General features: G+C 53.9%; 18 protein-coding genes, 1 tRNA gene and 2 pseudogenes. 9 read left to right on the top strand and 12 right to left on the bottom strand.

The features are described from left to right. Positions 1–77: 77 nt before the first annotated feature. Positions 78–341 (bottom strand): hypothetical protein, encoded by a 264-nt coding sequence (locus CBE74_RS21835; protein ID WP_087454433.1) that lies wholly within the window; start codon positions 339–341, stop codon positions 78–80. 326 nt (positions 342–667) lie between these two features. On the opposite strand from CBE74_RS21835, the gene CBE74_RS21840 reads away from it, so the two are divergent. From CBE74_RS21840 to CBE74_RS21850, 3 genes are read left to right on the top strand one after another with little or no spacing between them, the layout of a single operon-like run. Continuing rightward, positions 668–1687 carry a sensor histidine kinase gene (locus CBE74_RS21840; protein ID WP_087454434.1) on the top strand — a complete coding sequence of 340 codons (1020 nt, stop codon included), beginning with the start codon at positions 668–670 and terminating at the stop codon, positions 1685–1687. Then, positions 1684–2310 (top strand): response regulator, encoded by a 627-nt coding sequence (locus CBE74_RS21845; RefSeq protein WP_087454435.1) that lies wholly within the window; start codon positions 1684–1686, stop codon positions 2308–2310. Before CBE74_RS21840 ends, CBE74_RS21845 begins: the two co-directional genes overlap by 4 nt. 45 nt (positions 2311–2355) lie before the next feature. After that, positions 2356–3384, top strand: coding sequence for a DUF418 domain-containing protein (locus tag CBE74_RS21850; RefSeq protein ID WP_087454436.1), 1029 nt, complete (start codon positions 2356–2358; stop codon positions 3382–3384). A 279-nt stretch (positions 3385–3663) separates the two neighbouring features. On the opposite strand, the gene CBE74_RS21855 is transcribed toward CBE74_RS21850, so the two are convergent. Then, positions 3664–3745, bottom strand: a tRNA-Leu gene (locus CBE74_RS21855). Between the two features lie 125 nt (positions 3746–3870). Here CBE74_RS21855 and CBE74_RS21860 point away from each other — a divergent pair. Continuing rightward, on the top strand, positions 3871–4317 hold the full coding sequence (locus CBE74_RS21860) for a hypothetical protein (protein WP_087454437.1): 447 nt from the start codon (positions 3871–3873) through the stop codon (positions 4315–4317). 76 nt (positions 4318–4393) lie between these two features. Then, positions 4394–4759 carry a DUF3817 domain-containing protein gene (locus tag CBE74_RS21865; protein ID WP_087454438.1) on the top strand — a complete coding sequence of 122 codons (366 nt, stop codon included), beginning with the start codon at positions 4394–4396 and terminating at the stop codon, positions 4757–4759. A gap of 70 nt (positions 4760–4829) precedes the next feature. Here CBE74_RS21865 and rdgB read toward each other — a convergent pair whose 3' ends face one another. The 7 genes from rdgB to clpS all read right to left on the bottom strand — a co-directional run bounded on the left by rdgB (position 4830) and on the right by clpS (position 9935). After that, positions 4830–5453, bottom strand: coding sequence for an RdgB/HAM1 family non-canonical purine NTP pyrophosphatase (gene rdgB / locus CBE74_RS21870; protein ID WP_087454439.1), 624 nt, complete (start codon positions 5451–5453; stop codon positions 4830–4832). Further along, positions 5450–6184, bottom strand: a complete 735-nt coding sequence (rph, locus tag CBE74_RS21875) for a ribonuclease PH (RefSeq protein ID WP_087454440.1) — start codon at positions 6182–6184, stop codon at positions 5450–5452. The genes rdgB and rph overlap by 4 nt, the downstream gene beginning before the upstream one ends. Positions 6185–6221: 37 nt before the next feature. Continuing rightward, positions 6222–6989: an MBL fold metallo-hydrolase gene (locus CBE74_RS21880; protein WP_087454441.1), complete on the bottom strand. Its 768-nt coding sequence runs from the start codon at positions 6987–6989 to the stop codon at positions 6222–6224. 72 nt (positions 6990–7061) lie between these two features. Then, positions 7062–7931 (bottom strand): glutamate racemase, encoded by an 870-nt coding sequence (murI, locus tag CBE74_RS21885; RefSeq protein ID WP_375167324.1) that lies wholly within the window; start codon positions 7929–7931, stop codon positions 7062–7064. An 89-nt stretch (positions 7932–8020) separates the two neighbouring features. Further along, entirely contained in the window at positions 8021–8839 is an 819-nt protein-coding gene (locus CBE74_RS21890; RefSeq protein WP_087454443.1) for a rhomboid family intramembrane serine protease, read from the bottom strand. 85 nt (positions 8840–8924) lie between these two features. After that, positions 8925–9461 (bottom strand): DUF2017 domain-containing protein, encoded by a 537-nt coding sequence (locus CBE74_RS21895; RefSeq protein ID WP_087454444.1) that lies wholly within the window; start codon positions 9459–9461, stop codon positions 8925–8927. A gap of 93 nt (positions 9462–9554) precedes the next feature. Then, on the bottom strand, positions 9555–9935 hold the full coding sequence (gene clpS / locus CBE74_RS21900; RefSeq protein WP_087454445.1) for an ATP-dependent Clp protease adapter ClpS: 381 nt from the start codon (positions 9933–9935) through the stop codon (positions 9555–9557). 124 nt (positions 9936–10059) lie between these two features. On the opposite strand from clpS, the gene CBE74_RS21905 reads away from it, so the two are divergent. The 3 genes and pseudogenes from CBE74_RS21905 to CBE74_RS21915 form a co-directional block, all read left to right on the top strand. Next, entirely contained in the window at positions 10060–11415 is a 1356-nt protein-coding gene (locus tag CBE74_RS21905; protein ID WP_087454928.1) for a nicotinate phosphoribosyltransferase, read from the top strand. Between the two features lie 66 nt (positions 11416–11481). Beyond that, positions 11482–13447 (top strand): annotated as a pseudogene (locus tag CBE74_RS21910) (ATP-dependent DNA helicase). A gap of 65 nt (positions 13448–13512) precedes the next feature. Then, a pseudogene (locus tag CBE74_RS21915) lies at positions 13513–13923 on the top strand (GNAT family N-acetyltransferase); the annotation flags it as partial. A 48-nt stretch (positions 13924–13971) separates the two neighbouring features. Here CBE74_RS21915 and serB read toward each other — a convergent pair. Next, positions 13972–15249, bottom strand: coding sequence for a phosphoserine phosphatase SerB (gene serB, locus CBE74_RS21920; protein WP_087454447.1), 1278 nt, complete (start codon positions 15247–15249; stop codon positions 13972–13974). A gap of 1539 nt (positions 15250–16788) precedes the next feature. On the opposite strand from serB, the gene CBE74_RS21925 reads away from it, so the two are divergent. Beyond that, positions 16789–17130: a hypothetical protein gene (locus CBE74_RS21925; protein ID WP_087454448.1), complete on the top strand. Its 342-nt coding sequence runs from the start codon at positions 16789–16791 to the stop codon at positions 17128–17130. 116 nt (positions 17131–17246) lie between these two features. Here the strand turns inward: CBE74_RS21925 and ctaD are convergent, their stop codons facing one another. Next, on the bottom strand, positions 17247–18968 hold the full coding sequence (gene ctaD / locus CBE74_RS21930; RefSeq protein ID WP_087454449.1) for an aa3-type cytochrome oxidase subunit I: 1722 nt from the start codon (positions 18966–18968) through the stop codon (positions 17247–17249). Positions 18969–19447: 479 nt separating this feature from the next. Further along, positions 19448–20434 carry a class 1b ribonucleoside-diphosphate reductase subunit beta gene (gene nrdF, locus CBE74_RS21935; protein WP_087454450.1) on the bottom strand — a complete coding sequence of 329 codons (987 nt, stop codon included), beginning with the start codon at positions 20432–20434 and terminating at the stop codon, positions 19448–19450. Between the last annotated feature and the right edge of the window lie 282 nt (positions 20435–20716).

Raw genomic sequence — 20716 nt, forward strand, 5'->3', positions numbered from 1 at the left:
TTCACACCACAAAAGTGCTTTACAACACATAAACGACTCGATGTTAGACACATGTTTCCCACCACAAAAACAGCTATCTAGCTGAGCAAAAGATCCTCAACCAGCTTTTGCGCTTGAGCCAACTCCCCACCGACACTTTGGCCAGGAAAATTTTCTCCGGACGTGTCATTGTCGGCGTTTTGCGCCGCCCCCTGTTCTTCCAACTGCTGCTCTTCCCGCTGCCCCTCATACCAAGAATCCGCCGGGCAAAATTCCTGACACTCATTCTCTGGAATTACTTCTGCCAGTTGCACCAAACCGCGATCCGCCAGGTACTCATCAAAATTCCGCGAAATACTCACAGAGAACCACCTTTACTAGTCCATGCCAAGCACGTGCGAGAGCTTCTTTTATCAATGTTGCCGTTCCTACCCGCTAAGCGTCACACGCACATCGTGAACCACTCACCGAGCCTCGCACCGCTTCCGTACGTTCTTTCCTTTTAGTGTACGAGCGCATTCAACATTGACCGTTAAAATCCCATAACACCATCTCTGATCTGCACTTATACACTAAGAACTTTTTCTAGAGAAAAGCCTTGTGTGCTTGGAGCTGGCCCACACTTCTCCCCGCCTAGTACACAGATGCGGTTATCATCGATCACGTGAATTTCCTCCGACGTCATCTCATGGGGTTTCAACTTGCGTTGCTGCTGTTCCCTCTAGCTTTGGCGCTGATCATCGAAGTCGCGATGACAGAAAGACCTATGCTCGCACTCCCCGCGTTAGCCGCCGGGTTGTGCACGACCCTTGGCATCAAGGACCACCGCTGGCACTTGGCCTTGTGGGGAAACCTCCTTGCAGTCGCCGTCGGTTATGCGTTGGGAAGCTACTGGACGATCGCGGCCAACTGGTCATTAGTCATATTGGCAGGCGTCTTGGCTGCCAACACCTCGCCGGCTTCTCCCCGCTGGATGTCCATCATCACTGCAATCGCTGCGATGCTCATTCCGCTTCGGCTAGTGTTCTCCGATGTATCCATGATTATCGTGTGGCTGCTTGTTGTCATCGCAACCATAGTGAGTTTTGCCATTGGCACCATCATCCACTCGGAACGTGCACGTTTGAAAGAGCATGAAGGCGCAATCCGAGCACAAGTAAAAAGCGATATTGCGGATGATCTCCATGACGTTGTGGCTCACGAAATCGCGGGTATCGTCGTCCTGGCACAGGCGGGACGAGCACAGGCCGATTCTGCTTCGCGCCAACTCCTGGAACAGATCGAGTCTTCTGGAAAGCGCGCTCTGGAGGCGATCCGAGACACCGTATCCCAAGCACGCACTGCACCAGTAAGCGCCACAATCGCAGACATCGAGCGCCTAGTCGACGACTTCTCCGGGGAGACTACGTTCACCGCCCAAACCCAGGCGATCACCAAAGCACTCATTACTGCAGAACGCGTGGTGTCCGAATCACTCACCAACGTGCTCAGACACGCCCATGGCGCAGCGGTATCGGTAATGTTGGAAGACATTCCGCAAGGGCTAAAAGTAGTCGTTGAAGATTCAGGTGGCATCCCCGCCCCCGGCTTAGACAGTGGCTCCGGCAGCGGACTGTATAGCCTAGGAAAACGCATACGTACGCTCGGAGGAACTTTTCATGCATGCCCGCATGGAACTGGTTGGAAAGTAGAGGCAGTAATCCCATGATTCGTATCGTGCTTGCCGACGATCAAGCCATGGTGCGCACCGGTTTTCATATGATTCTCGGGTCGCAGCCCGACATGGAGATTCTCTACGAAGCCTCTGACGGCGCGGAGGCGCTTGACGCTATCACCAGACTGCGCCCGGATGTCGCCTTGTTGGATATCCGTATGCCGAGGATGAACGGCTTAGACGTCGCCAAGCAGATCGCGTCTCACGTATCTACGATGATGGTCACCACGTTTAACGATGACACCTACGTGGACACCGCCTTGAAATATGGTGCACGCGGGTATCTGCTCAAAGACTCTGGGCCGGAACTACTTGTAGAGGCTGTTCGTTCTGCGCATCGCGGCGATGTCCTCATTTCCCCAGAAGTGCTGTCGCTCTTACTTGCACGCCGATCCAAGCTTAACGACGCTTCCTCCGAACTCCCACTGACCAGTCGAGAGCTTGAAGTCGCACGGCTCATTGCGCATGGACGCACAAATCAAGAAATCGCCACGGACCTCTTCATCTCGCTTTCCACGGTAAAAACCCACGTCGCACGAATTCAAGACCGTCTACTCGTGCGAAACAGAGTGGAGATTGCCGCAGCGTTGTGGCGTTCCGGGGAAATGTCTACGTAATACTTTCGGCCGACCTGCGCTCAGGGATTTTCATCTCCTAGGCCGATTACAACGCACGATCTATTGGCAAAGATAGAACGCGTGAAAAATCGTATTGAATGGCTCGACGTTGTTCGAGGAATAGCATTGTGTGGAATTGCCTTCGCCAACATTGGCACTGTATGGGAAGCTGCTGCGTCTCGAAGCTTCTCCTACAACATTATGCAGCTACTAGTGCAACAACGCTTCTTTCCGATCTTTTCTTTGCTCTTCGGCATCGGATTCGGCTTGATGTGGTCCAAGAACTACGGGCGCATCCCGTTGTTGCGCCGCTTCCTCTTCATCGCCGCCTTGGGTGGACTCCATCAACTTGTTCACCCCGGCGAAGCACTCCTATTCTATGCCGCAGCCGCCCTGTTCATTCTTCTCCCCTCCACGTATATGCCCCGAGCCTGGGTTTTAGCATTCGGTGTCATAGCAACTGTTCTTGCAGCCCCTCTCGGCGGGCCACTTCTCATTCCTGGCTTGTTCCTCCTGGGTAGCGGCCTCGCACAATTTGGTGTTCCTGCGGTACTAGCCCAGAACCACCGAATCCCGGCATATGCGCTGATCATTTTCACCCCCTTCGCTCTTGTTGCGGGTTGGATGCAGTGGCAGAACAAAAGCAACGCGGGCTTTAGCACTGAGTCAGCGATCGCAGGACTCGCTATCGCTGCCATATGGATCTGCCTGGCAATTCTTCTGATGCACACGCCAGCTCGATCGTTCCTACAAACAGCTTTTGCGCCTATGGGACGCCTCGCACTCACCAACTACATCGGTGCGACGCTCATCATGCTGGCCGCTAGCGCAGTGATTAGTCTGCCCGATTCTCCAAAAGCTCGGGACATCGCATTCCTCTTTACCGCAGGGATGCTTGTCTTCCAGATGGTGCTGAGCTGGGTGTGGGATCGTACCCTTGGGCAAGGCCCCTTAGAGTGCCTCTGGCGCATGGTGACATGGTGGAGTTTCGCGCCCAAGCGCTCAGATAATCGTGAACCTAGTGTGACGGTTGAAAACACCCACGACGCACCTCAAACTGTTCTTCAGAATTAACGTGCTACAGCACTAGTCCTGTTTGGTCTTCTTTATCCGGAGAAACCAGGCAGGACTTCTGCTATTGGAGGGGGATCCATAATGCTGCTCTATCGTGATTACCTAACCACGATGTGATCGGCTTTCCAGAGCGCTTGCAGCCATACTGCTCACATCAATACCGCGATGAACAATGTTTTCGGATGTGAGTTAGGGCCAAGTAGCAAAAAGGGATGCGGAAAGCTACGCAAGGTAAAAGAAAAAGACCGCCTAACCCAGTTAGACGGTCTTTTCATACTGTGCGCCCGGAGAGACTTGAACTCTCACGTCCTAAGACACTGGAACCTAAATCCAGCGCGTCTGCCAATTCCGCCACGGGCGCTTAGCGCAGGTTCACTGCGCAACGTGTGATGATTATACGGGTCATTGGGTGATTTTGAAAAACGCCAGGTTCTTGTGCTTAAGAAGAAGTTGGTTTTCCCACGTTAGCGGGTATCCTAAGACACTGTGAATAACTCCGACCAGACGTCCCCAGATCTGCCCACGGCCACTGAGCCACGGCGTTTCCGAGTCCGGTTATGGCACATTGTTTTTCTCGTGGTTGTTGTCGCAGCAACTCTCTCGCTCGCTTGGTGGCAGTGGACGCGCTTCAGGTCTGGAAGTGGCTCATTCCAGAATTTGGGCTATGCGTTGCAGTGGCCATTTTTCGGTGGATTCTTCATCTATGCGTATCGCAAGCTCATGGAGTATGAGAATCAGCGCTATGCCAGCGATGCCGAGCTGTATGGCAACGCAACAGAAGCCGAAGAGCACGCACAAGAAAAGCTTCCTTTTACTGCAGTGCCCCAGGAGGAAAAGAGTTCCACTGAGATCGATGAGTCGTTCCTGCCCCAGCGCAAGACCTTGAGCGTAGAAGAGTTCAACCAGCTTAACCAGCAAAAACGTCGTCGTTAATGCTCTGATCGCTGCCATGGATGTTTGTCTGTAGGCTTGTTAACCGAGTATCAAAACTAGGAGATTGTAAAGCAGTATGACTACGACTACCTCTACCCCGATTCACCCGGAGCGTAAGCGTCGTGTGCGCCAGGCCCTTCGTTATTTCTCTATTTCTGCGTGGGCAACCGGCGTTATGCTGCTCGTCCTCGTCGTGCGGATGATTTGTCAGTACGGACTGGGAATGGAAATCCCTGAGTGGGGCAAGTACATCGCCCAGGTTCACGGTTTGCTCTACATTGTGTATCTGGTGGCTTCCTTGAACTTGGGAACCAAGGCGCGTTGGGAGCCGGCCAAGTGGCTGATCACGGCCCTCGGCGGCGTGGTGCCTTTCCTTTCCTTCTTTGTCGAGGCATGGCGCCGCAAAGATGTTGAGAAGACTTTCCAGCTCAACGAGTCCTAAGCAGCGCTAAACGCCCACGCATAAAGCTCGGCACTAGACGTACAAACCTAGTGCCGAGCTTTGGTGTTTTCTACGCGTCCTGGATGATCCGCGCGATCACAGGAACCAACTGGGTGAGCGCCTTTCCGCGGTGAGAAAGTGCATTCTTTTCCTCCGCCGAGAGCTCAGCCGAGCTGCGGCGTGTGCCTGCGGCGTCTTCTTCCGCCGGTACAAACAGCGGGTCGTAGCCAAAGCCGTTGTCGCCCTGGGGTGCGGTCAGCAGCCGCCCTTCCCAGCGCCCCTCAACAACGTGTTCTTCCCCGTCGGGGGTCACCAAAGCACATACGGACACGAATGCTGCTTGTCGACGCCCCTCCGGTACATCTCCCATCTGATTCAGGAGAAGGTTGTTGTTGGCTGCGTCGTCACTGTGCCCGCCCGACCACCTGGCAGAAAGGACACCGGGCATCCCGTTGAGCTCTTCCACCGCCAGACCGGAATCATCCGCGATGGTGATAAGGCCGGTGTGCTTCGCCCCAGCGCGTGCCTTGATCAAGGCATTGTCGGCAAAATGCCGGCCGTCTTCTTTAGGCTCTGCGTAGGGTTCCACAGCGTTGAGCGGAACGATCTCCGCGCCCGAGATACCAGCTGCTTCCAGAATGACTTCTAATTCTTTGAGCTTTTTGGCGTTATTAGATGCGACGAGGATTCTCATGCAATCCCCAAGACTGCTTTTTGCGCCTCTACCAGCTCCGCGCAGCCTTTCTCGGCGAAGTCGAGAATGCGTGCGAGTTCATCACGGTCAAAGGTATTGTGCTCGCCGGTTCCTTGGATCTCCACAAAACGGCCGCTTTGCATGATCATGTTCATGTCTACGTCGGCACGGGAGTCCTCTTCATAGGGCAGGTCAAGGCACACGGTTCCGTCGATAACACCAACAGAGACAGCAGCCACGGGATCCTTCAGCGGGTTGCCTGGAACGACGCCTTGCTTTTGCAGATGAGTGATGGCGTCGGCAAGCGCCACATACGCACCCGTGATCGATGCGGTGCGAGTCCCACCATCAGCTTGCAGAACATCGCAGTCGATGTTGATGGTGTTCTCCCCCAGCTCGGAGAGATCCACAGCGGCGCGCAGTGAACGCCCGATCAGACGAGAGATCTCGTGGGTGCGTCCTTTCACCTTTCCGCGCATCGACTCGCGCGGGTTACGATCCAACGTTGCCGCCGGGAGCATGGCGTACTCGGCGGTGAGCCAGCCTTCGCCGGAATCTCGTTTAAAGCGCGGTACCCCAATTTCTGCGGAAGCGGTGCACATAACTCGGGTGTTACCGAACTCGACCAAGACGCTTCCCGCAGGGTTAGTGGTAAAACCACGGGTGATTTTCACGGTACGCATTTGGTCAACTGCGCGGCCATCGGCGCGCTTAAAGTTCGAATTAGTCATGCCACCACACTACTGCAGCTACTCTCCGACCAAGAGACTAGATGTTGATTTCCATGCCTTGGTAGGAGATATCGATGGGGCCGTCGTACTCAGATCGTGCCTTTTCAAGGGTTGCTTCGGCGTTCCCCCATGGCGGTATATGTACGAGCACGAGCCGCTTTGCCCCGGCAAGGCGCGCGATGCGACCGGCCTCCGCTCCACTCATATGCATGTTGGGGGCTTTGCCCTCGCTAGTCTCTCCCCACGTAGCCTCACAGAGAAATACATCGGCGTTCCGCGCGCAGTCGATCAAGTTCTCTGTATAGGAACTATCGCCGGAATACGCAACAACTTTGCCCGAGCGTTTATGTTCCACGCGCAGGGCAAATGTTTCAATCGGGTGCACAACCGAATAGGGCGTGATAGACACAGGGCCGACCAGCTCTTCCTGTGCATTTTCCCACGGTGTAAACGCAAAGGTGTCCGACATATCGTCGATGTTATCCACAGAATCCGAGCTCAGACGCCCCATTCGGATGGGGGTATCTGAGGGGCCAAAGCACAGATTACGTCCCTTCGCTGCCGCCGTCGGGTGGTAGCGACGCCACACCAAGAGGGAAGGAAAATCGACGCAATGGTCAGCATGCAGGTGCGAAAAAACGACATGCGCATCGGAGGGATTCTGGACTCGTTCGAGCTGCGCTAGGACACCTGGCCCCATGTCCATGAGGATACCGGGGGCGTTATCCACCTGAATGAGGTACCCGGAGGCAGCGTTGTCGGGGGCGCCCAGGCTTCCGGAACTTCCGAGGATGGTCAGCTTCATATTTTTTACTGTGCCACGATTACGTGCCAAGAGCGAGCGAAAAAGGGGCCGTATCCACTAAGTGGATGAACTTTACACCTCCCGTAGCTTTTCGACGTGCGTCACATGTGGACCAAGAAAACGCATAGCGAGCTGCTCAAATAAGGCAGGGTCTCCTGTGGACTCGAAAGAGCGAGTAGGTTGCTTATCTGTGGTGGCGTCGGCAAGCATATCGTTGCGGCTCAGTGTCTTGAGCACGTCTTTTACGCATTCTTCCGAGGAAGAAATGAGGGTGACGTTATCCCCCACGGCGAGCTGAATCACTCCTGTCAGCAATGGGTAATGAGTACACCCAAGAACCAGAGTGTCTACCCCCGCGGTTTGCAGCCCCTCCGTATAGCCTTGGGCTACCCCCAAGATTTGTCGGCCCGATGTAATGCCGCGTTCCACAAAACTCACAAAGCTCGGGCAAGCTTGCGCGTAGACGTCCACGCCTGGACTAGCGGCAAATAGCTCTTGGTATGCTCCCGAGGCAATTGTTCCTTGGGTACCCAACACACCAATTTTGCCATTGCGGGTGGTGGCAACAGCACGTCGTACAGCGGGAAGAATCACCCCGACCACAGGGATGCTATATCGCTCACGCAGATCGCGTAACGCGGCTGACGTTGCCGTATTACAAGCGATCACAATCATCTTGCACCCGCGAGCCACCAGCTCATCGCCGATCCGCATGGAAAGCTCCCGGACTTGAGCGATCGGTTTTGGCCCATACGGGCTGTGAGCAGTATCCCCGATGTATATCACTGACTCTTGGGGAAGCTGCTCCATAATTGCCCGGGCCACCGTCAATCCGCCCACGCCGGAATCAAAAATGCCGATCGGCGAGGATGCATCAATCGTGCCCTTGTACACAATCGATGGCTCCACGCCCGGCACTTCTGCTTCTAAGGAATCCGACATTTGGTCTTGTATCACGTAGTCCATGCTAATCCGGTCAGCGGGAACTGTATAACAAGCACCGCAACCAACCGTTTTGCGGGCTAGCGGCTTTAAGTGCGCTCAAGAGCCCACTGTTCCCGGCGCGCTTTCAACGCTGGTAGGTCGTCGGAAGTGATGGTCGCTCCTGCGATGATTCCACCAATAGCTCCGAATAGGTGTGCTTGCCATGAGACTCCGACGTCGCCTGGCAAAACGCCCCAAATCAAACCACCGTACGTAAAGGCTAAAACCATGCCGAGCAGTACTTGGGAGAAGCTCTTGTTAAAGATTCCCCGAACCACCAGGTACGCAAGCCAGCCGTAAATTAGGCCAGAGGCGCCGATGTGGGTGGTGCCGATCCCGCCGAAGATCCAGGTGCCCATGCCGCCGACAACCGCAGCGATCATTGTGACTTCCCAGAATGCCCGACGACCAGATAGACCGATGAGGAACACGAAGACTAACCCGGGGAGAGTATTCGCTGAGATGTGCATATAGTTTCCGTGCACGAGCGGTGACGTAAAGATGTGCCAGATTGAGGCGCCATCCAGGGGGTGCACGCCAAGTCCTTGAGCGAGGGTGCCACCAAAAAATACGTTGTTCACAATATGAAATGCCCAGATGATAACCACATAGCCCAAGGCCAGTACGGTAGCGTCAACTAAACGTTTGCGCCCCATGGATCGCCACGAACTAGTGTTCACGCCTCGCTGTGTCGCCCTATCCGCAGAATAATCCGGCGTTGGAAGATACTGCGCGCCATACTCATGAAGAAGGTACCCACCGCTAGTTGATACACCGCCGTAGGTATTCCTGTCTGATTGAGCGTAGGGGTTAAATCGGTTCGTCATAATGAAGCACATCCTAGTAAAGAAATCTCGCAGCTCCATCCCCTACGGCTAGTAAAACGCTGGGAAAACGCCCAGCCTGCTGCCAGTAATCGGGTGTCCCCATTTCCTAGGCCAGTCGCCTTGGCTACCCCATCATCGCCGTCAGTAGCGACTCTTGGTTATATGCCAACCATTCGACCAAACTGTCTCGGTCTTCTTCGGCTTCTGCTCCAAAGACTTCCCCAGATGCCACATACAGGCGGATATCGTTAAGTGCCGCAATCCAGGCATGAGCCTCCGGCTCCGTGATATCCACATGGACACCGCCGTCGGGACCAAGAGCCTGCCCGAGCACCTGCAAGTGCTCGATCTTCGCACGCGTAATGTCCGTCTCGTGCAGGCAGCGCAGCAAAGAATTATCCCCCTCGAATTCCTCGTCGCCTTCCTTTTCAAAATCCGGAAGTAGCCGGGCCAGAGCGGGATCGGTGGGAGCTTCTTTATGTCCGCTAGGCATACCGGTGAGTTCTGCCAGCTCGTCTTTAGGGGCGGATTGTGCACGATGAATGAGCGCCTCGCTCACGGTGGACGCAAGGTTGCCAAGCACCTCTCGTTCCATTGGTTCAAACGCACACACAAAGTGGACCCCGCGCATGAGGCCTTTCTTTTTCTTCCATGGCTGCATAGTGATTATGCCTTTCGATCAAAGGAGCACTCAGCTTTTCGCGTATAAGCGCTACGGGACGCACGTGGGGAGCATGGGCGCAGACCCCAGGGGCTAGCCGCCCTGTTGCATCGTGGCCCACAAACCAGCGGTGTGGAGTTTTTTCACATCGCCTTCAACTTTGTCGCGCTCCCCGGAGGAAACCACGGCTTTGCCTTCTGTGTGAACCTGCATCATCAACTCGATAGCGCGGCGCTTGCTATATCCGAGAATCGTTTGGAATACATACGTTACGTAGCTCATGAGATTGACCGGGTCATCCCACACGATGCACATCCAGGGCAGGTTTTCGCTGGAGGCCACGTCCACTGATAGATCCTCTTCAAGCTCGGGGGTAGCCATCGGAGAAGACACCACAACGTCCATAGTGGGTGCTAAAACGACAGAAGGTAGCTCGTTAAGGGGATGAGTCACATCTTCTTGGTTGACTTGCATACAACACAGCCTAGCCCAATTCCTTCGTTGTTCCGCATGGGGCTTTCCTTATCAGAGTCCTATAAGACTGGAGCAAAAAGAGGTCCGTGGTGAGCGGCACCACAAGTATGTGCAAAAGCGTTTTATGACTTGTGCTTCAGCTCTCATCGTTTTCAAGGCTAAACTTGTGTGCGTGACTGAATTCGAATCGACGGCATTGCTCACCGATATGTACGAGTTAACAATGCTGCAATCAGCGCTTGCCGACGGCACCGCATCCCGCAGCTGTACATTCGAGGTTTTCTCCAGGCGGCTCCCCAATGAACGCCGCTATGGTGTTGTCGCAGGAACGGCCCGAGTGCTCGAAGCTATTAAGCATTACCGTTTCACCGAGGAACAACTCGCCAGTCTGACATTCTTGGACGCTACCACCATCGATTTTTTGCGTTCATACGAATTCAAAGGACAAATCGATGGCTACCGGGAAGGTGAGCTCTACTTCCCTAATTCCCCCATCCTCACCATTCGTGGCACATTCGCTGAGTGCGTAATCCTTGAGACACTCATTCTTTCCATCATGAATGCAGATTCGGCGGTGGCTTCAGCGGCAGCCCGCATGGTCACGGCAGCCGATGGTCGTCCTATTTTTGAAATGGGTTCCCGCCGCACCCATGAGTACGCAGCTGTCACAGCCGCACGCGCCGCGTACCTCGCAGGCTTTGTAGGCACCTCCAATCTTGAGGCGGTCTACCGTTATGGGATTCCGGGATCCGGCACCGCAGCACACGCGTGGACATTACTGCACGTCAACGATGATGGTACCCCCAACGAGTCGGCAGCTTTTCAATCCCAGATCAACGTCCTCGGGGTAGGAACCACCCTCTTGGTGGATACCTATGACATCGCCAAAGGCGTTAAAACTGCCATCGAAGTAGCGGGACCACAACTAGGTGCTGTCCGCATCGATTCTGGTGATCTCGGTGTGATGACGCGCAAGGTGCGTCAAGAACTTGATTCCCTAGGTGCGCATAATACCGGCATCGTGGTGAGCTCTGACCTGGACGAATACGCTATTGCAGGCCTGCGCGGCAACCCAGTTGATGCCTTCGGTGTGGGAACATCTGTGGTCACGGGTTCGGGGGCACCTACCGCTGGAATGGTCTACAAGCTTGTAGAAGTCGATGGGCACCCAGTGGCCAAGCGCTCCCGAGGAAAAGCCATGGTGGGAGGAACTAAACGAGCGGTCCGTACCCACCGCGCCACTGGAACGGCAGTCGAGGAAATCGTGTTCCCTTATGAACACGAGACCCCTCAGATCGGACAGCTTAATTCTTATGAGCTCACCATTCCTTTGATGCGTAACGGAATAGTTGTGGATAATCTGCCCACACTCGAAGAATCCCGTGCTTATCTGGCAGAACAGCTCATAACACTACCGTGGGAAGGGCTGGCACTAAGCAAGGACGAGCCTGTTCTTTCTACTCGATTCATTGGTTTTTAAGTAGCCTTTTTGCAGGTCTAGGGGCCGTGGGAATCAACGTTGGATGCAGCCTCTACACTGTGTCCTATGTCAGATTCGCCCCTTGCTTTGTCCACCGATGAATTACTGAATGCGGCGGTAGCTGCCCTCGGCGGCAGCCGTCGTAACGGCCAAGTATCCATGGCCAACGCGGTGACCAAAGCACTCGAATCAGAACGTCATCTTGCGGTTCAAGCAGGAACAGGCACTGGTAAGTCTTTGGCTTACCTAGTGCCGGCGCTGCGTCACGCTCAAGCTACGGACTCCACGATCATCGTTTCTACCGCCACGATCGCTCTGCAAAGGCAGCTCGTGGAACGCGATCTTCCCAAGCTTGCCGACGCCCTCGAACCGCACATGAGCAGACGACCCACCTTTGCCATCATGAAAGGCCGCGCAAATTACGTCTGCATGAACAAGATCGCTGCGGCCGAAGAACCAGAAGACGCTCTGATCGACGAGGAAGATCTCTCCTGGCTAGGCAAACACGTGGCACGGATTTATGAATGGGCCAACGAGACCGAAGTCGGCGATCGCGATAGCCTTGACCCCGGTGTTCCTGACCTGGCATGGCGGCAGGTCAGCGTCAGCGCGCAGGAATGCATCGGGGCCAACCGCTGCCCGCATGGGGAAGACTGTTTTGCAGAGATAGCTCGCAAAAAAGCCCATGATGTAGACGTGATCGTCACCAACCATGCGCTCTTAGCCATCGACGCATTATCCGACGTCAACGTGTTGCCCGAGCATGAGGTGGTCATCGTCGACGAGGCCCATGAACTCGACGGCAGAATCACAGCCGTAGCCACCAATGAAATCGGTGTTACCGCGCTGACTATGTCTTCGCGTCGAGCGGGGAAACTAGGTGCGGGAGACAAAGACCAAAAGCTCATCGACATCTCCAAAGAATGGGAAGACGCGATGCTCGCCGTGGAGCCTGGCAGGCTCACGTCCCTTCCTGAGTCCCTCAAACAGCAAACAATCGCTCTCCGCGATGCCATCTGGTCTCTCCGTGAACACGCATCCCGGGTACCAGAAGGTGAAGCAGCAAACGATCCAGAACGGCACGCCGAGCGGATGTCTCTCTCAAATCATTTGGGTGACCAGCACAATTCTGTTGTCCGCATCCTTTCTGTCTTTGAAGAGGAGGACGCCGCCAGCCAAGAAGACGTTGTGTGGGTGCTTCACGACGACCGCCGCGGCGTCATGATCAAAGTCGCCCCCTTGTCCATCGCGGGGCTGCTCCACACCCGTCTTTTTAGCGAAAACACAGTGGTGCTAGCCTCTGCCACGCTCAATATCGGCGGCAATTTCAACGCGATGGCCGCCAGTTGGGGCCTGCCCAAGGGGTCGTGGGACAGCCTTGACGCAGGAACCCCCTTCGACCCAGCCAAGTCTGGAATTCTCTACACCCCCAACGCACTCCCCGACCCTGGGCGCGATGGCTTAAGCCCCGAAGTCCTCGACGAAATATATGACCTCATCATGGCTGCCGGCGGCCGTACCCTCGGGTTATTCTCGTCGCGCCGCGCCGCGCAACAAGCCACAGAAGCCATGCGCACCCGCCTGCCTTTCGACGTCCTCTGCCAGGGGGACGACACCACCGGCGCGCTCGTCGAAAAGTTTTCTAAGCAAGAAAACACCTGTCTTTTTGGCACGCTCAGTCTTTGGCAGGGCGTGGATGTCCCAGGTAAGGCGTGTTCGTTGGTCATCATCGACAGAATCCCCTTCCCACGCCCGGACGATCCACTGCTACAAGCGCGTAAAGACGCAGCCGACGCAGAAGGCAGAAATGGTTTCATGGAGGTCGCGGCGACCCATGCGGCGCTGCTCATTGCTCAAGGCGCAGGCCGATTGCTCAGGTCAGTGACGGACCGCGGTGTCGTGGCTATCCTTGACCGTAGGATCGTGACCAAGCGCTACGGGGCGTTCTTTATTAAATCGCTGCCGGCTTTCTGGCGTACCAACGATCCGCAGGTAGTGCGCGGCCGCTCTCGCCCGACTCGTCGCGAGGTAATTGAACTAGGAAGGCTTGTCATGGCTCACGTTCCCGCCCTGAGCAACGAATCGATAAGGCTACGACCTTTGTTGCTTTCCGACGCCCACGACCTCACCGCCACCTGCGTTGACCCGTTGACTCAGAAATACACGACGGTTCCCGCAGGTTACGCCCTTGCTAACGCAAAAGAATTCATCACGACTGAACACGACAACCTGCGGTGGGTGATTACGACCCGTACAAGCGACCGCTTCTGCGGACAAATTGAGTTACGGCCACTTGTTGGAGAGCACAATGCCATGGATGTGGGCTACATGACTGACCCATGGTCACGAGGAAAAGGCCTCATGACCTCAGCATTACTGCTCGCCGTAGACTATGCATTCTCACTCGGCGTCCGCCGCATTGAACTACGCACAGACCCCCACAACAAGGCCAGCCAGCGTGTTGCAGAGAAAGCCGGGTTCCTTTGCCAAGGCCTCCACGATGACTGATGACTCCATGGTCTATTCCCTGCTCGCCGACGAATACCGCTCGTAATACTAGTTTTTCTGCTGCGGCAGCGGGACTCTACGAATCTTTCCATCCGAGTCATCTGCAGCATCAATATCGGCCCGTGTAATACCGAGCATGTGAACGACCTCATCCAAAAATGGGGAGTTCACAGAGGTATCGGCGATCTCACGCAATGCCGGCTTAGCGTTAAAAGCAATGCCCAAACCAGCGGCAGAGATCATGTCGATGTCATTCGCGCCATCGCCCACTGCGACAGTCTGATGCATTTCTATGCCCGATTCGCGGGCAAACTCTTCCAAGAATTCCGCCTTAGCTGCCCTATCGACGACCTTCCCAATCACCCGGCCAGTAAGCTTCCCGTCCACGATCTCCAGTGTGTTGGCGCGGACATAATCCAGCCCAAGGTCTTCTGCAAGGCCCTCAAGAACCTGGATAAAACCACCTGACACCACAGCAGTCTTGTAGCCCAACCGCTTCAACGTCCGAATGGTTGTTCTTGCCCCCGGCGTCAATTCGATGGAATCAGCGACCTCACCGATGACGCTAGCGTCGAGACCCGCCAAAGCCTTGACGCGTTCCCGCAGCGACTCTTCAAAATCCAGTTCGCCCCGCATCGCGCGTTCTGTGACTTCTGCGACCTCTTTTTCCCGACCGGCGTGCGCTGCAAGCATCTCAATAACCTCACCGGTGATGAGCGTGGAATCGCAATCGAAACAAATGAGACGCTTAGAGCGTCGCAAAAGCCCTGCACGCTCAATCGCAATGTCCACACCTAGCTCTGTAGTGAGCTCGGCCAGGGCTTTTCGCAAAGGCATAGCCGCACCTGGTTCATGATTAGCGACAGTAATCTTCAGCTCAAGGCCAGTAACCGGATAATCAGAAATGCCACGGATCGTATCGATATTCGCATCAAAATTTGCCAGAGTCTGCGCTATACGCGACAAATCATGAGCTTCCACCGGGTCCCCAAGAATAACCACCTCATGCGTAGAACGCGGACGTGAAGACTGAGCGACTTCTTGCAGCTCAATCTTGACGCTCTGCCCATACGTCTTCAGAGTCTCCTTAAGACCTACCTCCAGAGTCTCCACGCCCGCGGCCTCTACGCCCGCGAACACTGCCAGACCGAGAAACCCCCGAAACTGCGACTGCTCAACATCAAGAATCTGCACGCCGTTAGCAGCCAAAACACGGAAAGCTGCTGCCGACACTCCCTGCCGATCCTGGCCTGAAATAGTAATAACAGCCGGAGTCAACTCTGGGCGAAGGCTAACAGTTACTTGAGGCTGGTCCAGTTCAATCACCGATCTATTGTTGCACGAAGCCTCTCGATCCCTCCCAGTACTCCCCTATTTAGGAATGACGGACGCCGCATCAACGAGCACGCGCTTGTTCTCCATCCTATGGGGCAAAGTACCTTCCTTCGGTCTTGTGGTTCTAGGCCTTCTCGTGGATCCTGCGGGGGTGTGCAATGGTCTTTCCCACTTTTGTCATGGTCTAATAACGGAGGCTAGTTTTCGCACCGATTACATGGAGTTAATGTGCTTATTCCAGACGCAGTTTGGGCTGTTTTGACTTCTTTGGTGAGTAAACATGCAGGTAAGTTAGTCTTTTCTCCGCGTATGCGGAGGTAGTTCCTGAGCCACGCGTTTGGAATGGACACGTGCCTGCTTTTCTCCGCGTATGCGGAGATCGCTCCGGCAAAGTGAGATGGGTAGGCCGTTACTGTGATTTTTCTAGGGGCTATTTTTTGGCAACTTGCAATAAAATCTTCTGCGAGTATGCTCGATCTCAGAGAAAGTGAGGACGAGGTCCCTCGCTATGAGTTGAAAAAGTCTACAGGACAAATTGCGCCTGTAGGCTTTTTCTTTTTCTATCAGGGGCGCGTGGAATAAATTTTCTTCACAGTGCTCGTTCCAGTAAGCCACTGCTCTAGAACTGGATTTATGCTTCTTACAAGAGAAAATGCATCGCCGATGACATCAGGGGCATCAACGTTGAGCAAGCTGTCCATTGTGCGACACTCGATTTCTGAGTAAATGGAGATGCGCTACCCGCCAGTAAGTCTCTTTCCCATCAGGATCTGATACATGTGGAAAGGCTTGTTTTAGTGCTTCTTCCCACATTCGAATACGGTTTTTGTTTTTGTATTCTCCGGACGAGCATTGGGAGCATGATTTGGAAGAATGTCCTTCCACATTCCAAACATGGTGTTCGCCAAAACATCATCATGCGTAATTGGCTTTCCACAACGAGGATGAGTCGTGGAACGATTCTTTGTAGAGTTCTCTGCTCGCTTTACTGCTTCTCGGCGTTTTCCTTGAGTAAGGCCTCGTAGTGGAGAAGCAGGATCCTCAAGGAGCCAACTATCATTTCCGGTCTCGTTACGATTCCACTTTGCAATTGGCCATCCATGGCGTTACGTAGAATCACCTCTGTAATACCTAATGTTTCTTGGATTGATGCCGCTAGCTCGACGCTCCATCTATAAAGCTCAAGCGCTTGCTTTTTATTGTTTTGCGTATCGGAAAGATACAGCCCATCCGAGACGCCCCTAGAGCATTGATGATCGTATCTCTAGTAGCTGATTTCATACTTTAATACTGCCAAATCAGCTATACACGGACGCGCACCGCTTAAGTTTTATGCAAGAAATAGCTCTAAATACGATTGCAGATATAGTGATAGCCCTTTCCAAGCACAAAACAGCTACCCCCTCCATCTTCATATAACGATAATCACGCAGCGCACATAAATTTTGAACCACAAAAACACTTGATAAACAACAACCCCACATATAAATTAACTTAACAATTGATTAACGTTAAAGAAGTTAGGGTTATATGCATCTTCAGACCACTGTTACCCGTGTCCTCATAACCACCACCGTTGCGCTATCTTTCGCGCTCGGCGCCACAAGCACGCTGGCTCATGCAACAGATAAGCCAGTACTGCCCGCATGCCAGAACCTCCAGGCAGAGGTAGCCGCCTGGAATAAGCAGCTCAAAGAGGCCCAATCTTCCACTAACAAGCTATCCAACAACGGCCAATCCGAGGAAGCAATCAAGCATTACCTGGAGATAAGTCAGCAGCACCTCCAAAGGTGCATTGCAAATCCTCCTAGACTGCCAAACTTTGGACTGTCCTCGTCTTTCCCTCTATTTATGAGCACATTATCTAGCTGACAGAAGCCCCCTTCCCCTTTCTCCAACCCAAAAAACAGCAGCGCAACAAAAAGTCGAGGCCTAGATTTTTTCTAGGCCTCGACTTAAGTCAGAGAGTAATCAGTCGCTACTGCACGTTAGCTAGTCTTCTTGGTAACCGGCTCCGCGTGGTGTCCCACGTGCGCTTCACGACGCATCCGCTCAACCATGTGCGGATAGTGGAGCTCGAACGCAGGACGCTCGGAACGAATACGTGGCAGCGAAGTGAAGTTGTGTCGTGGTGGCGGGCAAGAGGTAGCCCACTCCAAGGAGTTTCCATAACCCCATGGGTCGTCGACGGTAACAACCTCGCCGTAGCGCCACGACTTGATGACGTTCCAGATGAATGGCAGCACAGACATTCCGAGGAGGAACGAGAAGATCGTAGAGATCTGGTTCAGAGTGGTAAAGCCATCCGAATCAAGGTAGTCAGCATAACGACGCGGCATGCCCTCATTACCCAACCAGTGCTGGACCAGGAAGGTTCCATGGAAGCCCACGAAGGTGATCCAGAAGTGGATCTTGCCCAGACGCTCGTCGAGCATGCGTCCGGTCATCTTGGGGAACCAGAAGTACACACCAGCGAAGGAAGCAAACACCACGGTACCGAACAAGGTGTAGTGGAAGTGAGCAACTACAAAGTAGGTATCAGAGATGTGGAAGTCTAGCGGAGGCGAGGCCAGCATGATGCCGGTCAAACCACCAAAGAGGAAGGTCACCAGGAAGCCCATGGTCCATGTCATCGGAGTCTCCCAGGAGACATGTCCCTTCCACATCGTTCCAAGCCAGTTGAAGAACTTCACGCCGGTAGGAACCGAGATCAAGAAGGTCATGAAGGAGAAGAACGGGAGCAGGATTGCGCCGGTAACAAACATGTGGTGTGCCCACACGGCCATAGACAGCGATCCGATCGACAGCGTTGCAAAGACCAGGCCGATGTAACCGAACATTGGCTTACGTGCGAAGACCGGGATGATCTCGGAGACGATTCCGAAGAACGGAAGCGCGAGGACGTATACCTCGGGGTGTCCGAAGAACCAGAACAGGTGCTGCCACATGATGGCGCCGCCGTTGCCCGGATCGAAAAGGTGTCCGCCAAGCTTACGGTCGTACAGCACACCTAGGGCGGCAGCAGTCAAGAGCGGGAAGATCATGAGAACCAGGACGGATGCCACGAAAATGTTCCAGCAGAAAATTGGCATGCGGAACATGGTCATACCCGGAGCACGCATACACAGGATCGTGGTGATCATGTTGATAGCGGAGGAAATCGTGCCCACGCCAGTTGCACCAACGCCAACAATCCACATGTCCGAGCCAATTCCCGGGGAGTGAATGGAGTCTGCCAGCGGGAGGTACATTGTCCAGCCGAAGTCCGCAGCACCACCAGGGGTGAGGAAGCCGGAAAGCATGGCAACGGCACCAATCATGGTGACCCAGAAACCAAAAGCATTCAGACGAGGGAATGCAACGTCCGGGGCACCAATCTGCAAAGGCAGGATGTAGTTAGCAAAGCCCCACACGATGGGAGTACCAAACAAAAGCAGCATCACGGTGCCGTGCATCGTGAAGAGCTGGTTGAACTGTTCGTTTGAGAGGTACTGCAGCCCTGGAGAGAAAAGCTCCGCGCGGATAAGCAGTGCCATAAGTCCACCGAGGAAGAAGAACACAAAGGACATGATGATGTACATGATGCCCAGTTGCTTGTGATCGGTGGTGGTTAGCATTTTCCAGGCCAGGGTGCCCTTACGGGCACCGCCGGTCGGCGCGGGCCTTGTTGGCTCGGAGTAATTCTCGAGCCTCAGCGCCACAGCGGTCATACGATCCTCCTGACTTGTGAGCCGCCTCGCCCCAAGTGACGAAGACGACTAAATTTACACTGCCCCATCTTATGGCAGCGTAAGTACGTAAGCCAGCCACAGCCGGCTGGAATTCAGCTAAGTTTATGCGCGATGACCTGCAAAACGAAATGTCTATCTGGGGTTTTACATAACCGGGCAACCAATTCCGCTAAAAGTACAGCATTTTCCAGATAGTTCCAGTGATACGCACCACATAGTAAAAAGGGTGCGTTTTTATACGCCACCCCCACAAAGCGCCCCTACCCCACCCCCAGCGGTTATCAATCCAAAGGATGAATGGGGTGTCAGATCACATTTTCCATTTCAAAGCAGGTTCCGCCCAAGGCCCCCCATACACCCAATTCCCCTTGCTCAAAAATAGACAAAACCGCTGCACAAGAGGAATTCAAGAAGAATTTTTGCACGGCGGTTATTCGCTGTTTTTCTAGCACTCCCTACTAGAAGTCCCAGTCATCATCGGTGGTGTTTTCGGCTTTACCGATCACATAGGAGGAACCAGAGCCAGAGAAGAAATCATGGTTCTCATCGGCGTTAGGTGACAACGCAGAGAGGATTGCCGGCGAAACCTTGCACTCGTCAGCCGGGAACAATCCCTCATATCCCAAGTTATTGAGCGCCTTGTTGGCGTTATAACGCAGGAAGCGCTTTACATCTTCAGTCCACCCCAGATCATCATAGAGATCTTCCGTGTACTGAATCTCGTTATCATAGAGGTCATAAAGAAGGTCAAATGTATATTCCTTCAATTCTTCCTGACGCTCTGGCGTTTGCTGTCGTACGGCCTGCTGATACTTGTATCCGATGTAATAACCGTGCACGGCCTCGTCACGAATAATCAGTCGGATAATGTCTGCCGTGTTGGTCAGCTTGGCATGGCTCGACCAGTACATGGGCAGATAGAAGCCGGAGTAGAAAAGGAATGACTCCAGAAGTGTCGAGGCAACTTTCCGCTTCAGCGGGTCATCGCCCTCATAGTAGGAAAGAACGATTTTGGCCTTTTTCTGAAGGTTCTCATTCTCTTCCGACCACCGGAACGCCTCGTTAATCTCCCCGGTGGAGGCAAGCGTCATAAAGATGTTGGAATAAGACTTGGCGTGCACGCTTTCCATGAAGGCAATGTTGGTATATACAGCCTCTTCGTGCGGGGTGATCGCGTCTGGAATCATCGACACGGCGCCAACCGTACCCTGGATCGTGTCCAGCATGGTCAGACCAGTAAAGACCCGCATGGTGGTGGTCTTTTCCAGATCATTGAGAGTTCCCCAGCTCTTCAAGTCATTAGAGACTGGGACTTTTTCAGGGAGCCAGAAGTTACCGGTTAGGCGATCCCACACCTCAAGATCTTTTTCATCAGGAATGCTATTCCAGTTAATTGCAGAGACCGGCTTTTTATGTGATTCGAGATAAGAATCGTAAGACTCCACCGTTTCACCTTTCCTACTTCGGAATTTTCCCTGCCTTACCCAGCAGTCAAAAGCATGCCGCTTTTCGACGCACAACGGCCAGCCTTACGCACAGACCCGGGGCAGCTTATTACTCGTCGATTCTACCCCACAACGCCCCGGAAGGAACTATAAGGCTCCCCACTTCTTCGACCGGCAGCAACTACCCAACAACAACCAAAATGTAATCTTAGTCACACAATTCCGCGACCCCATAGGGTGCCATACCCTAAGTTAAACCTGAGCGCACATCCAAGCCACCTG

The sequence above is a fragment of the Corynebacterium silvaticum genome, assembly GCF_002162115.2.
GTDB lineage: Bacteria > Actinomycetota > Actinomycetes > Mycobacteriales > Mycobacteriaceae > Corynebacterium > Corynebacterium silvaticum.